The organism is Bifidobacterium sp. ESL0819, from assembly GCF_052606245.1.
Window position 1 is genome coordinate 35,470 of record NZ_CP199587.1, and the last position, 14,680, is coordinate 50,149.

Below are 14,680 nucleotides of genomic sequence, written 5' to 3' on the forward strand. Positions count from 1 at the left end.
CACAGCTCATCAGTCAGCCACCTCCTGCCTGGCCGCACCTCGAAAACGCGGATCGATCAGCCTATGAGTAACGTCCACCAGGAGTCCCAGAAAGAGGAAGAAGGCCGCCAGAAGAAGCAACTCGGACTGAACAGCCGGAAGATCCCGGTTGCCCACATCGGTGATCAGCATGGAGCCCAGGCCCGGTAGGGCGAACAGGTTCTCGCTGACCATGACGCCCGTAATCATCTCGGCCATGGTCAGCCCGACCACCGAGACCAGCTGGGGGGAGGCCAGCCGCAGGCCGATGCGTAGGGCGGCCTGGGTTCGGGTCATCCCGCAGGCCATGCCCATGTCCACATACCCCGAAGAGAGCATATCGGTCAGGAGGGAGCGGGTGTACCGCATGATGCCGGCGCCCACGATGATGCCGGTGGACAGAGCAGGCAGGGTCAAGGACGACAGGGCCTGCCCCGGCTGAGCCCAGCCGAGAGCAGGAAAGCCCTGGGAGGGCAACAGGCCGATCAGACCGCTCCCCTTGGCGAAGAGCATAATCAGAAGCAGTCCTGACCAGAGGGCCGGTACGGATCCACCCACGATGGCGGCCATGTGGCTGAAGGACTGCATTCGCGGCGAGCGCGCCAGAGCGGCGGCGCAGCCTAGGGGGATGCCCAGCAGCAGGGCCACGCCCAGTCCCAAAAGAATCAGCGGAAAAGTAATCTGGGCCCGTATGCCCACCTGGGAGGCGATGGAACGGTTGGTCAGAATGGACCTGCCCAGGTCCCCTTTCAGAAAGTCGCTAATCCAATCCAGATACTGCCGAGGATAGGAGCGGTCCAGGCCCATCTGCCGACGCAGCCGGTCGACACGTTCGGGTGGGGCATCCAGCCCGGCCATGACAGCCGCCACATCCCCGGGCAGGATGCGCAGTGCCAGGAAGATCAGCAGGGAGATGCCCATCAGTGCTAAGAGGAACAGCACCAGGCGCCGCATCAGGAATCTGGCCATGGTCATGCCCGCCTATAAATCACGTCGGACAAGGGCATGAGAGACTGGTTCAAATCGACTGGGAAGCCCTCCAACCCCGTCCGCCAAGCCGCGGTCACCCGGTAATTGAAGAGCCAGTCCGCCGCCGCGTCGTTGCTGACGATCCGGGCGGCCTGGGCCAGGAGCCTGTCGGAGTCATCGGCGGAAGTCGTGGCCATGGCCTTCTGGTAGAGCTCCTGGACCTGATGATTGTCATAGTTGTAGTAGTAGCCAGGGTTGGCCCACTGATGGAAGTCGTGGCTCTCGCCATGATCCACCAGAGATAGGTCGTAATCCTTGTTGGCATGCACGTCCTGCAGCCAGACCGAGAATTCCACCACCCGCACGTCCAGGTCGATGCCCACCTGGCGCAGCTGCGAGCGCAGCTGATCGCCCAACTCGCTACCGTAGGTGTTGGCGTAGGTCAGCCGCAGCTTCAGCCGGTGGTCGGGACCATATCCGGCCTGGGCCAGAAGCCGCCGTGCCTGCTCCGGATCATGGGGGTAGAGTCCGGTCAAATCCTGATAGCCGGGATCCAACGAGGGTATGGGGCCACCCAAAGCGCTGTCCGATCCGCCCCGGGAGGCAATCAGCTGCCGATGGTCGATGGCATAGCGGATGGCCTGCCGCACCCGCAGGTCGGATGTAGCAACACCCTTGCCGTTCATGGCCAGGACGTACTTGTCGGTGTCGTCGCCCGCCTTGACCTGGAAGTCGGGGTTGTTGCGGAAGGGACTGGCCAGGTTCTCAGTGACCGGAGCCAGCACCTGCACATCCCCACTGCGCAAGGCATTGACGGCAGCGTTATCGTCATTGAGGTAACGGATGATGATGGTTTGTGTCTTAGGCTTATCGCTGCCCCAGTAGTGCGGATCGGCCTTGAGGGTGACCGAGTCGTTTGGACGGAAGCTTTCCAGCAGATATGGGCCGGATCCCACGGCCTGGGTCTTCATGTCGTATCGGGCCCGTCGGTCAAAGACCAGGCCAGCCCGGCCGCTCAGCTGCCAGAGCAGATCCTGGTAGGGTCTGGACAACGTCAGGCGCACCGTCAGCGGATCCGTAGCCTGAACGCCCTGGAAGCCCTCCAGCATCTCGCTGCCCTGATAGTGGCCTGCCATGAGCTCGCGAATGGAGTCGACCACGTCCTGGGCTCTAAGAGCATGGCCGTTGGAGAAGCGGATGCCCTCATGCAGGCGGAAGGTGTAGACCAGGCCGTCCTCGGAAACATTCCAAGTTTTTGCCAGCCCTGGGTGCACCTTATTCCTAGAATCTCGTGACACCAGACCCTGATAGACATTGCCGATCAGGAGCTGATCCAGCGCCGTACCCGACTGGTTGCGGATATCCAGATTGGTGGGAGCCAGCTTGAGCCCCACCTTGACCGTATCCGCCACGCTCCCGCCCTCGGCCTGACCAGCGACTCCACGATGCCCTGTCCACAGGGAGAGGGCCAAGGCCAGTGCCAGCAGCAGACTGAGCAGCTTCCAGGGCAGGGTGTTGCCGCCCGACTTCATGGGTCTGATCCTGGCGTTGAGTTCGGGGTCAGTGCTGGGGCCTGGCTCCTGGGCCACGTCTGTATCTGCTGCGGTCACGCTGTCATGGGCATGCGTGCCGTGTCGATCTGCATTCATTGACGAATCCTTATGCTGCGGTTGACCGCCATTATGGTCGATCACCGCCCACCAGCATACTCCCCAAAGCCATCACCGAGGCTTCTGCGCTTAGGATGGATTCGAAAAAGCGCTAAGTGCCCGAACGACGGCAGGGAGGAACAGAGATGCTGCTGGCCATCGACATAGGAAACACCAACATCGAGGTCGGATTCATGGAGGACGGCCAGGTCGCCGCATCCTACCGCCTGACGACAAGAATCGACCACACGGCCGATGAGTTCGGGCTTCTGCTGGGACAGCTCATGGCTCTGTCCGGCTACAGGACTTCGGATGTGGAGGATGCCATCATCTCTTCAGTGGCTCCTGCGGTCATGCACGCCTTGAGGTCCTGCCTGATTCGCTTCTTTTCCATCGATCCAATGGTGGTGGGTCCAGGCGTGAAGACAGGCATGAACATCCGTCTGGATGACCCGCGTTCCCTAGGTGCCGACTGTCTGGCCGACTGCGTGGGCGCCTTCCACTGCTACGGAGGGCCGGCCTTGGTCATCGACTTCGGCACGGCCACCACTTTTAACTATGTGGATGCCAAGGGCGCCATCCGCTCCGGTCTGATCGTGCCGGGCATCCGCTCGGGGGCCCAGGCCCTTGCCGGACAGACCGCCCAACTGCCCCAGGTTGAGATCACCCGCCCAGAGACCATCATGGCCACGGGCACCAGGACAGCCATGCAGGCCGGACTTTACTACAACTTCCTTGGCGGCCTGGAAAGGATCATCCGCCAGTTCCGCAGCGAGATCGGCCAAGACTTCCACGTGGTGGCCACAGGCGGCATGGGTCGCGCTTTTTCACAGGACACCGACCTGATCGAGGTCTACGACCCCGAGCTGATCTTCGCCGGCATGTACAGGATTCACCAGCTCAATGCCGATGGGCGACCACACGCTGCACCAGCGCGCCATTGACCTGCAGACTGGCCTGCTTTCCATCCACGTCGACGCCAGCCAAGGAGCCCACTAGAACCTGGCCCTCCAGCTGAACCTGCACCGGATGCTTGGTACGGTTGAATAGAAAAGCGAAGCGCGTCCGGCCATCCCCGCTGACCCTCTCGATTCTCAGCAGCCCGGGATCAGCTTGGGCCGACCTCATATCGGCCACATCCAGTGCCTCCAGCAGGGAAGGAATGACCTTGGCCAGATCCTGGGCATCCAGACGGCAACCTAGGTAGACGGCCTTGCCATGACCCCAGGCATGTACGGTCATGGCTGGCATGCCATCCATGCCTGTCCAAGGATCCGCCTGGTAACTTGCCAGGACTTTGGTGCTCTTATCCAAGCTGCCGATGACATCGGCCCAATCGCGCGCCGTGACCCCGTTGGTCAGATTCAGATGGTTCAGCAGACCAGGCATTCCGGAAGCCATGGGTGCGAATTCCTCGACCGACAGGCCCAGCAGGTCCCGAAGCGGCCCCGGATATCCTCCTGTCCAGACGCGGTCCTGCTCGTCGGCGATCCCGCTTCCCCATGTGACGATCAGCCGCCCTCCCCCATCTACGTACTTATGCAGTCGCTTGGAGAGATCGGCGTCGATCAGGTAGAGAGCAGGCAGGACCACTAGCGGATACTCCTCCCAAGCGGCCCTGACCGGCAGGACATCAGGTCGTATGGCGTTGTCCAGGAAGGCTCGGTACCAGACCGGCGGCTCCTGCCCATGCTCGACCCGATCGCTGGGCGAGGCTGTATGGGAGCTGGCCCACTGGCTTTCGTAGTCGAAGACCAAGGCCAGCGGAGCCCTGGCCAGCGTGCTGCCGGCCAGACCGGCTTGCGAGAGTCCCTGCAGATCCTCTCCCAGCTGGCAGACGTCACGGAAGACGGCCGTGTCTTCGCCAGCATGAGGCAGCATGGCCGAATGGAACTTTTCCGCGCCAGCCCGTGACTGCCTCCACTGGAAGTAGCAGATGGCATCAGCTCCCAGTGCCAGGTGGGCCAGAGAATCTCGCTCCAGCTGTCCGGGCTCCTTGCGAGGGTTGATCGGCCGCCAGTTGACCGCCGATGTGGCCTGTTCCATAAGCCACCAGGGACGCCGACGGGCGATGGCATCCACCAGGCTGGAGGAATAGGCCAGCTCCTCCAGATGATCCCTGCCCGGCGTCGCATAGTGGTCGTTGGATACAAAGTCCACCTGGCCGCCCCAGTCGTCGTAGTCCAGAGCGAACCCCTCAGCGCTGACCATGAAATTAGTGGTCAGGGGAATATCCGGGGTGATCTCAGCCAAGGCGTCACGCTCGGCCATATAGAAATCCTTGAGAGCATCGGAGCTGAACCGCTCAAAATCCAGCATGCGGCCCGGATTCTGAAAATTCCCCTGGCCGATGAAACGCGGAGGCAGGATCTGCGAGAAGTCGCTCAGCCTCTGTGACCAGAAATCCGTGCCCCAGGCGCGGTTTACGGCCTCGATGTCCTTGTAGCGGCGGCGGCACCAGCGCTGGAAAGCCCTCATGGCGTCGTCGGAATAGTCGAAGCGATTGTGGCAGCCATACTCATTGCCCACATGCCATGCCACCAAATAAGGATTGTCCCGATAGTGCTCGGCCATAGCACGGCAAAGCTTCAAGGCGTAGGAGCGGAAGATCGGCGAGGTTGGCCGCCAGTGCTGCCGGGCTCCGGGCCAGACCGTGTCACCGCGCTCGTCCCTGAGCAGGACTTCGGGATGGGCCTGGGTCAGCCACAAGGGAGGCGAGGCCGTAGCCGAGGCTAAGTTGACTCCGATGCCCGCCCGACCAAGCTTGTCGATGATCCGGTCCAGCCAATCAAAATCGAAAACCCCCTGGCTGGGCTCTATACGTGACCAGGAGAAGACCGCCAGGGCCACCACATTGACCCCGGCCTTGGTCATGAGCCTGATGTCCTCATCCCAGGTATCCTCGGGCCACTGATCGGGGTTGTAGTCGCATCCGTACCAGAGTGACTGCTGACCCTTGAGATGCTTGGGCCATCGATAGGGCCGCCTTGTCGGTTTACTCATGGGATAGAACCTCCTGGTCCGTCTTGATCCTCGGACGGGGATGCCTGCCGCGTCCACGTCGTCCCGCAGCTCCGGGATCCCCTGGACCATTATGTCCCACCAGGGTGACTGTTCAGACTTCTCCTTGAGGATTCAGAGGTACAGAGGAAACGAAGGAACGCTTAACCCCTGTGAAGGGGTCCGTGAATTCCAGGCATCGAGCCACCAATTGCAGCGGCCTGGAGAAGTCGTCGTAGGCACGGGTCTGAATCCTGGGATAGAGATCGTCACCCGCTATGGGCAGACCAAGGGCGTTCATATGCACCCGAAGCTGATGGGTCTTGCCCGTCTGCGGATAGAGCGTATATGTGGCCAGACATCCTCGGGAATCCGCAGCCGCAGGACCTTGGCCCACCGTCAGCTCGATTCGGGTAACGGCATTGACCGGCCCACGCTCCTCCCAGGCTTGGAGAACCCCTCGGCGTTTGATCACTCTGGAGCGGCGCTCCAGCGGGAAGATCCGTGGCGGGTTCATATGTCGCACAGTGCCAGTGGGAGGACGAACTATGGGTCGCACTGGCGCCAGACACTGGTAAACCTTGCGCACGCGATGCTCCTGAAAAAGCATCTGGTAGGCCCGCCTGGCAGCCGGATCTCGCACCAGGACCAGCACGCCTGCGGTGGCTCTGTCAAGCCTGTGGGCTGGTGTGATGTCAAGCTCCCCGTACAGCTGGCGCATACGGATCAGCACGGTGTCTGCGTACCACATCCCTCTAGGCGTGGTGGCCAGGAAGTGAGGCTTGTCGACCACAATGATGCGCCGATCCTCGTAAATGACTTTGGGATCGAAAGGAATCTGCGGCTCCTCCAGGACGATCCGATGCCCCCGCTGCCCGGACCCGACGACCACTGACAGCCTCTATTCCACAGTGACCGACTTGGCCAGGTTACGGGGCTTGTCCACGTCCAGGCCCTTGAGCTGGGCCATGTCCAAGGCGAACAGCTGCAAGGGCACTACATCAACCAGGGGGCTGAGCAAGGTCGGGCAGGGCGGCCTCCAAAAGACCACATCGGCATAACGGTCGGCATCAGGGTCGCCCTCCTCAGCCACGACGATGGTGAAGGCGCCGCGAGCCTTGACTTCCTCGATGGCGGAGATGACCTTGTCATGCAGCACATTGCGGCCCCGGGCACTGGGGACGATGACCACCACGGGCTCTCCCGGCTCCACCAGAGCGATAGGGCCGTGCTTGAGCTCCCCGGCAGCAAATCCCTCGGTGAAGATGTAGGCGATCTCCTTGAGCTTGAGCGCCCCCTCCAGAGCTACCGGATAGCCAACATGCCGCCCCAGAAAGAGGAAGGAGCGGGCCTTGGACATGCGTTGAGCCGTCTGTTTGATGACCTCGGCCTGCCCGTCCAACACTGTCTGAATCTTGGCAGGCATAGCCTTGAGGTTGTCGATGGTCTGGTGAATCTCGTCCCGGTACATGGTCCCCTTGACCTGAGCCAGGTAGAGGCCTAGCAAGTAGGCTGCCACGATCTGCGCCAGGAAAGCCTTGGTGGAAGCCACAGCCACTTCGGGACCGGCGTGGGTGTAGAGTACAGCGTCGGACTCCCTAGGGATGGTGGATCCCTGGGTGTTGCAGATGGCCAGAACCCGTGAACCCTGCTCGCGTGCATGCCGAAGCGCCATCAGCGTGTCCATGGTCTCCCCGGACTGGGAAATGGCCACGATCAGCGTGCGCGGGGTCAGAATGGGATCACGGTAGCGGAATTCATGGGCCAGCTCGACCTCCACGGGGATGCGGACCCAGTGCTCAATGGCGTACTTGGCCACCAGCCCCGCGTAGGAGGCCGTCCCACAGGCCACGACGATGATCTTGTCGATCTGGCGGAATATCTCCTCATCGATGTGGACCTCGTCCAGATCCAGGTCGCCCGACTCGTCGTACCGGCCCAGCAACGTGTTGGAAACCGCCGCAGGGTCCTCATGGATCTCCTTGTCCATGAAGGAATCCCATCCGCCCTTTTCGGCGGCTGAGGCATCCCAGTCGACGGTATAGCGGCGCGGATGCTCCACCGGATGCCCCTGAAAGTCGGTGACCATGACCTGGTCCGCGCTGATGCAGACGGCCTGATCCTGCCCCAGCTCCATGGCCTGACGGGTATATGCCACGAAGGCCGCTACATCGGAGCCCAGGTAGTTCTCGCCATCTCCCAGGCCGACCACCAGCGGCGAATCATGTCGGACGCCAACCACCAGATCGGGCTGCCGCGAGTCCACCGCCAGGATGGTGAAAGCTCCTTTGAGCATGCGCGCCAACCGCCTGATGGCCTCGAAGATGTCGGGCTGGCCAGTGGCATCAATGATCTCCTGGGTGATCTTGCCAAGAAGCTTGGCCGCCACTTCAGTGTCCGTGGAGGAGACGAAAGCATAACCCTCGGTCTCCAGATCCAGCCGCAGTCTGGAGGCGTTCTCGATGATCCCGTTGTGAATCAGCGCGACCTTGCCATCACGGCTGATGTGGGGATGAGCATTAACATCGGTGGGCTCGCCATTGGTGGCCCAGCGGGTGTGCCCGATGCCCACAGTGGCCTCAGGCATGGGCTTGGCCTTCAGATCAGCAGCCAGATTGTCCAGGCGCCCCGCCTTCTTGCGCACGGCCACCTGCGTCATACCCGGGGCGGCCAGGGCTACTCCGGCCGAGTCATACCCCCGGTACTCCAAGCGTTCCAGACCCTTGAGGCAGACCTCCAGGGGCCTGCCGCAGGCCGTCCGTACTGATCCTGCATAACCCACGATTCCGCACATGGGCCCCAGTCTAGCCACGGGAGTTCCCGCGTCGCCCGTCCGGAAGGCTTCTTGCCGGAATTTCTACAACCTGAACCGAGCCTGAGCCTAGAGCACGGTATGCAGGAATTCGGCAAACCTCTCGGTGCGAGGATGGTCGATAATATCCGGGCCTCCCTGCTCCACCACGACGCCCTGATCCATGAAGACGATCTGCTCGGCGACCTCGCGCGCGAAGCCCATCTCATGGGTGACCACCACCATGGTCATGCCCTGTTGAGCAACCTGCCGCATGACCCCTAAGACCTCCCCCACCAGCTCTGGATCCAGGGCTGAGGTGGGCTCGTCGAAGAGCATGATGTCGGGGTGCATGGCCAGGGCTCGCGCGATGGCCACACGCTGTTGCTGACCGCCGGAGAGCTGGGCGGGATAGTAGTCCATCCTGTCCTCCAGACCTACGCGTTCCAGCTGGGCCTGAGCCTCCTGGCGGGCATCGGTCTTGGAAACCCGGCCCACATGGACCGGCGCCTCCATGACATTCTCCAGAGCGGTCATATGGGGAAAGAGGTTGAAGCGCTGAAAGACCATGCCTATTTTGGACCGCTGCCTGGCAATGGCCTTGTCGTCCAGGGTCTGCAGCACAGGGCCCTTGCCGGTATCGATCTTCCGGTATCCGGTCAGCTCGCCGTCGACATAGATTTCGCCGGCTGTACGGGTCTCCAGCTGGTTAATCAGCCGCAGCAGCGTTGACTTGCCTGAACCGGAAGGTCCTAGGACGGCTGTTACCGTGCCGGGCATGACCTCCAGGCTGATCCCCCGCAGCACATGCTGATCACCGAACACCTTGTGGACATTCCTGATGACGATAGCCGGATCCTTGCCGCCTTGACCGTCTTTCTTGATCTTCCTGTCCTCGCCCATGATTCTCCTCCTGCGCTCAGGCGTTCAGCCCGGCCATCATGACCTTGTTGACCTTATCAGCCTCCTGACGGGTCTGCGGATCCTCGCCATCCTTGCCGTTCTTGGTCCCCGACCCGGCCAGGGGCCGCGAGTCGAAGCCCTTGCCGTAGTGCTTCTCCAGCTGGGCCTGAATGACCATCAGAACGGAGGTGATGACCAGATACCATATGCAGGCCACAATCAACAGCGGGATGGTCTTGTAGATGCGGTTGGCGATGGCGTTGGTGGCGAACTGGAGCTCCAGGGTGAAAGGCACGGCAAGGGCCAGGGATGTGGTCTTGAGCATGCCGATGGTCTCGTTGCCGGTGGGCGGCACGATGATGCGCATGGCTTGAGGCAGGACGATCCGCCGCATGATCATGGATGGCGGCATTCCCAGAGCCTTGGCGGCCTCCTCCTGGCCGGGGTCCACGGCTTCGATACCGGCACGGACGATTTCGGAAAGGTAGGCGGCCTCGTTGAGTCCCAGACCCAGAACCGTGGCCACGGTGGCGTTCAGCACGGTCTTGGTGTCGATGCTCCAGAATTCGGGACCAAAGGGGATGCCGATGGCCAGCTTGGGAATCAGCACGGACAGAAGGCCCCAGAAGACCAGCTGGGTGTATACGGGAGTGCCACGGAAGAACCAGATGAAGAACCAGCTGACCCAGCGCAGAACCGGATTGGTTGACTTGCGCATGACCGCCAGGATGATGGCCAGGATCGTAGCCAGGACCATGGCGTAGACGGTCAGAAGAAGAGTCCACTTGATGCCGTCCAGGACATGCTCATTGAAGAGATACTTCCAGACTGTGGGCCAATCAAAATTAGGATTGGTCATCATGCCGTGGATCAGCATGGCAACGAAGATGGCCACGATGACGGCAGCCACGATCGGCCCCGGCTTACGCACCGGCCTGGCCTGTATTCTGCCGGGGATCTGAACCGGGTCCGTCCCCTTCTTGGTACGCATCTCCTGCTTCCTTCCATACCGCTGAACCTATTCAGGGCCCAGCCTATCGAATCGGACCAACCTCTGAAAACGCGGACCGGCTGTTGCTCCGATCCGCGCCTGGACCGGTCTCAGTCAGAGACTGCAGGGTTGATCTCGGCCTTTTCGACTGCCCCGCTCTGAACACCCCAATTCTTGAGAATCCTGGCGTAGGTGCCGTCGTCGATCAGCTTCTGAAGAGCCGCCTGTGTGGCCTCGGCCATGCCGCTGCCCTTCTTCAGAGCGGCGCCCTGGAGGACGATGTCAGTATCCTTGCCCAGCTTCTCCAGCTGGCCATCAGTCTGCTTGATGGCGTACCCGGTCACCTGGGAATCGGCGTAGAAGACATCGATTTTGCCGTTGACCACCGCTGTGGCGGCATCGGTCTGCTGCTTGTAGGACTGGACATCCACCGGCTTCTTGCCCTTGGCCTTGCACTCGGCCGAGATCTTATCGGTCGCCTGCTGCTCTTCGATGGTGCCCGTCTGCACACCGACCTTGACGCCGCAAATGTCGTCAGGATTGATCTTGGAGGGATTGCCCTTCTTGACAGCAAAGGCCGTGCCCGCCTTGAAAGTGGTTACGAAGTCGACAGACTGCATTCGCTCCTTGGTGATGGTGAAGCTGGAGATGCCCGCGTCGTACTTGCTGCCTATGGCTGGAATGATGGTATCGAAGGAGGCGCTGACCATCTCTCCCTTGAGCCCCATCACCTTGGCAATGGCATTCGACAGATCCACATCGTAGCCAATGGGAGTCTTCCCATCCTCATTCATGAACTCGCCAGGCGCATATGAGGTCTCCATGCCTACAGTCAGCTTCCCGTCCTTGGAAACAGACTCGGGCACCTTGGCTGCGATGGCCGGATCCTTCTTGATGCCGCTGACGTCAAAAGCTGCTGGATGGGAGCTGGTGGTCGCCTTGCCCGACGCACTGTTGCTGTCCGACTCGTCGGTGGTTCCGCAGGCCCCGATGGATGCCAGCAGGGTGACACTCAGAGCCGCCGCCAGCACCGCCTTGATCTTGCCCATCTCTTCTCCTCTTCCGGACCGCTCCGAAGCGACCCCTCATTGCTCTTGGTTGTCTCTTGGTTGACATGTACTATTATGCACACATTTGTATTTTTATGCACATGTATGAGGGTTGATAAGAATTGCAGACTGCTTATCCTGGTGGTTTTTGGCTCAATTGCAGGCTAAAGGCACCATCCGAGGCCGTTTACTGCCATCGACTCCCGGCGTGTCGAATCTGCATAGAGCCGGAAGGCAGCAGCAGGCGATTATCAGTTTTTAAGAGGCTTATACGAAAGTCCGGAAGCGCTTGGGTCAAGCTCAGCCCCGCCTGTTCCGGTAGCGCATAGCCCTCTGGGCATCACGTCGATCCTGCTCCTCCCGCAGGGCCTGACGCTTGTCGTACTCGCGCTTGCCTCGTGCCACGGCAATCTCGACCTTGACTCTGCCGTCCTTGAAGTACAGGCTCAGTGGAACGATCGTGTAGCCCTTGGCCTGAATCTGCCTTTCCAAACGAACGATCTGCTTGGCGTGGAGAAGCAGCTTGCGCTTGCGTTTGGGGGCGTGGTTGTTCCAGGTGCCGTTGAGATATTCAGGGATATTGGCATTCTCCAACCAGACTTCGTGCCGCCGGTCGATACTGACAAACGACTCGGCCAGGGAGGCACGTCCCTCGCGCAGGGACTTGACTTCAGTCCCGGTCAGGGCGATGCCGGCCTCGTAGCGGTCCTCGATCTGGTAGTCATGACGGGCCCGGCGGTTCTGGGCGATCATGGATGTGCCAGTCTCCTTAGCCATACTATTCTCCTCTGGATTGCGCCAAGGAGGCTACCTGGCACTCCGGACAGCGACAGTGGCGCACCTGGTGGCGGACCTGGCCCGCAGATGAGTCAGTAATGAATGTATTGGTAGTTGCGGGCCCCATAGACCGTCTCATAAGTCGGGAAGGAAGCGAAGCCGGTGCCTCCTTCGGAGATGAGCACCGATCCATCTGCATTAACCCGTTCGACCACAGCCACATGGCCATAGCTCCAGTCAGCATTCCAATTCGTAACCCGCTGGCCACGGGCGAAGACCATGGCGGCGCCCACATGCGGAGTGTTGTTGACCAAATAGCCCAAGCTACGTGCCGTGCTGGCCCAATCAGCCCCGTTGCCCATATAGGATCCCACAGGCAGAGCCAGCTGCGAACGGCGTATATAGGCCCATAAGGTGCATTGTCGGGCAGGGTAGGCACTGCTACCCACTGAATTGCCGGTGTTATGGCCATAACAGAATCCAGAACCTGAAGGACAGCTGCCAGGCACTGCATAATTCATGCCGGAGGCACCGCCACCACCGTTGCCTCTACCACCATTGTTGCTAGGTGGTGTAGGCCGTGAAGCCTGTGATGGACGGGAGCCGCCGCCACCGCTGCTGATCTGCTGGGCTCCGGCGGCATGTGGGTCGGCGCCGCCGCCTGGATTGCCGGTGTTCAGAGAGTCGATCATGGATTCAGTAGCCACGATTTCTGCAGCCTCACGGGCCGACTGCGTGGTCAGGGCGGCCTTTTGACTCTCCAGCTGTTTGCGGGCCGCGGTGCCCTGGTCACGCAAGGCCTGCAGATGGTCCTGCTTGGCCTGCGCCGCCGCAACCGCCTGCTGGGCTACCGCCTGCTGCTGATCAGCCTTGGCCTTCAGGGAACTGATCTGCTCCTCGATAGCCTCCAGGCGCTGCTTGCGGTTCATAGAGGAGTTGAGGGTGCCGGCTGCATCGTTGGCCGTATTGGCTTCGGACCTGGTCACAGCCGCATCGGACTGCATCTTGTCCACGAAATCCTGGGTGCTCGAAGACTTGGTTACCACGTCCATGATCTGAGAAGTCTCAGACCCGTGAAAGCTCTTTCTGGCCATCTGCGCCACGCCAGCCTTGGCATCGTCATAGTCAATGCCGGTCTGACGTATCTTGGCTTCCAGATCTGCACGATCCTTGCGGGCAGCCTGCAGTCGGTCATTGGTGGCCTGAACCAAGCTGTCGGCCTGCTGCGCCTGCTGCTGGGCTTCAATGGCGCTCTGCTGTGCAGCCGGAATCTGGTTGGAAGTCAGATCATCAAGACTGAGTATCTGGTTGGCTAGCTGAGCGCTGACACCGGCCAGCTTGCTCTTCAGAGCCGCGTGGCTCTGAACCTTCTGCTGGTAGCTGCTCCAGTCGGCTCGGGCTGGTTCGGGCGCTGCGGTCAGTCCTAGGATCCCACCGCCGAGCATCATGGCCAATGATCCCATAATGCCGAAAATGGCATCCCACCGTGTGGTACGATTCATGGTCAAGTCCCTCACAATCACTTATCCATGCTAGTCACCATTATGACAGAGATTGTGCCCTAAGCTCGATTGGCACGTCGCCAGGGATCAGGCTCGCAGGTAACGCCGCAGGGAGATGGAGGAGGCCAGCGCGGACAAGAGCATGGCCCCCAGAATCAGCGCTGGAGCCATGAACAGCACTGTTGACTGGTCCACGTAGGGCATCCATTGGACCGTGCGGGCCAGCCAGTCCGTGATGAAGAGCTTGACGATGGCGCTCAGGGCTCCTACAGCCAGGAGCGAACCCAGCAGGGATGCCACCACGCCCTCAAGGATGAAGGGCAGCCGGATGGTCCAGTTAGAGGCCCCCACCAGTCTCATGATCTCGGTCTCGTTTCTACGGGAGGCAGCACTCATTCTGATGGTGGTGCCGGTCAGGAGAATCGCCACGACTACCATGACCACAGCCAGGACCAATGTAACCGCTGTGGCTCTGTTGAGGATTTTGAACACCGGGTCGAATATCTGACGCTGATCGGAGACCTCCTCTACCCCATCACGGCCGGACAGCACCTCGGATACCACCTGGTATTTGGTCGGATCCTTGAGTTTGAGCCGCAGAGAGCCCTGCATGTCCGCCGCGGTCATGGTTCTTCCCTCGTATGTGCCATCCGGGTACTGCTTGAGGAAGGTGTTCTTGAAGAAGTCCTCCCGGCTTTGGTAGGTGATCTTGGCCACAGAGTCGCTCAGCTCGTTGTTTATGGTGTTTTCCAGTTTGACGATCTCGTCATTGGTAGGCGCCTTGCCGGTAGCGCATGAAACCGCCTGGCTGGTCCCGTCCGGGCAAAGCCAGACCACCACTTCCACCTGGTCGTACCAGTCCCCCTTGGCCTTGCTGATTTGAGCCTGCATAAGCCCCGATGCGCCAATGAAGAGAAAGGATATGAAGGTGACCAGCATGACCGAAAGGATCATGGATCCGTTGCGGCGTAGGTTGTCCCAGGTGCTGGAAAGAATGAACCGCAGTCTCATTGTGCCGCCTTCTTCATGTC

General features: G+C 60.8%; 12 protein-coding genes. 1 reads left to right on the forward strand and 11 read right to left on the reverse strand.

Annotated features, from left to right (window positions below):
• Positions 1–9 precede the first annotated feature (9 nt).
• Both ACUIAD_RS00155 and ACUIAD_RS00160 read right to left on the reverse strand, forming a co-directional pair.
• Complete coding sequence (locus ACUIAD_RS00155) at positions 10–987, reverse strand: ABC transporter permease (RefSeq protein ID WP_029678676.1); 978 nt, start codon at positions 985–987, stop codon at positions 10–12.
• Positions 988–989: 2 nt separating this feature from the next.
• Positions 990–2,636, reverse strand: a complete 1,647-nt coding sequence (locus tag ACUIAD_RS00160; protein WP_445343301.1) for an ABC transporter substrate-binding protein — start codon at positions 2,634–2,636, stop codon at positions 990–992.
• Between the two features lie 146 nt (positions 2,637–2,782).
• Here ACUIAD_RS00160 and ACUIAD_RS00165 point away from each other — a divergent pair, with 146 nt between their 5' ends.
• Positions 2,783–3,580 carry a type III pantothenate kinase gene (locus tag ACUIAD_RS00165; protein ID WP_110452451.1) on the forward strand — a complete coding sequence of 266 codons (798 nt, stop codon included), beginning with the start codon at positions 2,783–2,785 and terminating at the stop codon, positions 3,578–3,580.
• Here the strand turns inward: ACUIAD_RS00165 and ACUIAD_RS00170 are convergent.
• The 9 genes from ACUIAD_RS00170 to ftsX all read right to left on the reverse strand — a co-directional run bounded on the left by ACUIAD_RS00170 (position 3,537) and on the right by ftsX (position 14,660).
• The gene (locus ACUIAD_RS00170; RefSeq protein WP_110452561.1) at positions 3,537–5,639 is read right to left on the reverse strand and encodes a beta-galactosidase; all 2,103 of its coding nucleotides are present in this window, start codon (positions 5,637–5,639) and stop codon (positions 3,537–3,539) included. The two genes, ACUIAD_RS00165 and ACUIAD_RS00170, sit on opposite strands and share 44 nt — an antisense overlap.
• Positions 5,640–5,751: 112 nt before the next feature.
• A complete protein-coding gene (locus ACUIAD_RS00175) occupies positions 5,752–6,528 on the reverse strand; it encodes a pseudouridine synthase (protein ID WP_445343302.1) in 777 nt (258 codons plus the stop codon).
• A 9-nt stretch (positions 6,529–6,537) separates the two neighbouring features.
• Positions 6,538–8,430, reverse strand: coding sequence for a glutamine--fructose-6-phosphate transaminase (isomerizing) (gene glmS, locus ACUIAD_RS00180; RefSeq protein WP_445343835.1), 1,893 nt, complete (start codon positions 8,428–8,430; stop codon positions 6,538–6,540).
• Between the two features lie 87 nt (positions 8,431–8,517).
• Complete coding sequence (locus ACUIAD_RS00185) at positions 8,518–9,330, reverse strand: amino acid ABC transporter ATP-binding protein (protein WP_445343303.1); 813 nt, start codon at positions 9,328–9,330, stop codon at positions 8,518–8,520.
• Between the two features lie 16 nt (positions 9,331–9,346).
• Positions 9,347–10,321, reverse strand: coding sequence for an amino acid ABC transporter permease (locus ACUIAD_RS00190; RefSeq protein WP_445343304.1), 975 nt, complete (start codon positions 10,319–10,321; stop codon positions 9,347–9,349).
• Between the two features lie 110 nt (positions 10,322–10,431).
• A complete protein-coding gene (locus tag ACUIAD_RS00195) occupies positions 10,432–11,370 on the reverse strand; it encodes an ABC transporter substrate-binding protein (protein WP_110452456.1) in 939 nt (312 codons plus the stop codon).
• A gap of 300 nt (positions 11,371–11,670) precedes the next feature.
• Entirely contained in the window at positions 11,671–12,147 is a 477-nt protein-coding gene (smpB, locus tag ACUIAD_RS00200; protein ID WP_110452457.1) for an SsrA-binding protein SmpB, read from the reverse strand.
• 92 nt (positions 12,148–12,239) lie between these two features.
• Positions 12,240–13,649: a CHAP domain-containing protein gene (locus ACUIAD_RS00205; RefSeq protein ID WP_445343305.1), complete on the reverse strand. Its 1,410-nt coding sequence runs from the start codon at positions 13,647–13,649 to the stop codon at positions 12,240–12,242.
• 87 nt (positions 13,650–13,736) lie between these two features.
• Complete coding sequence (gene ftsX, locus ACUIAD_RS00210) at positions 13,737–14,660, reverse strand: permease-like cell division protein FtsX (protein WP_110452458.1); 924 nt, start codon at positions 14,658–14,660, stop codon at positions 13,737–13,739.
• Positions 14,661–14,680: the final 20 nt, after the last annotated feature.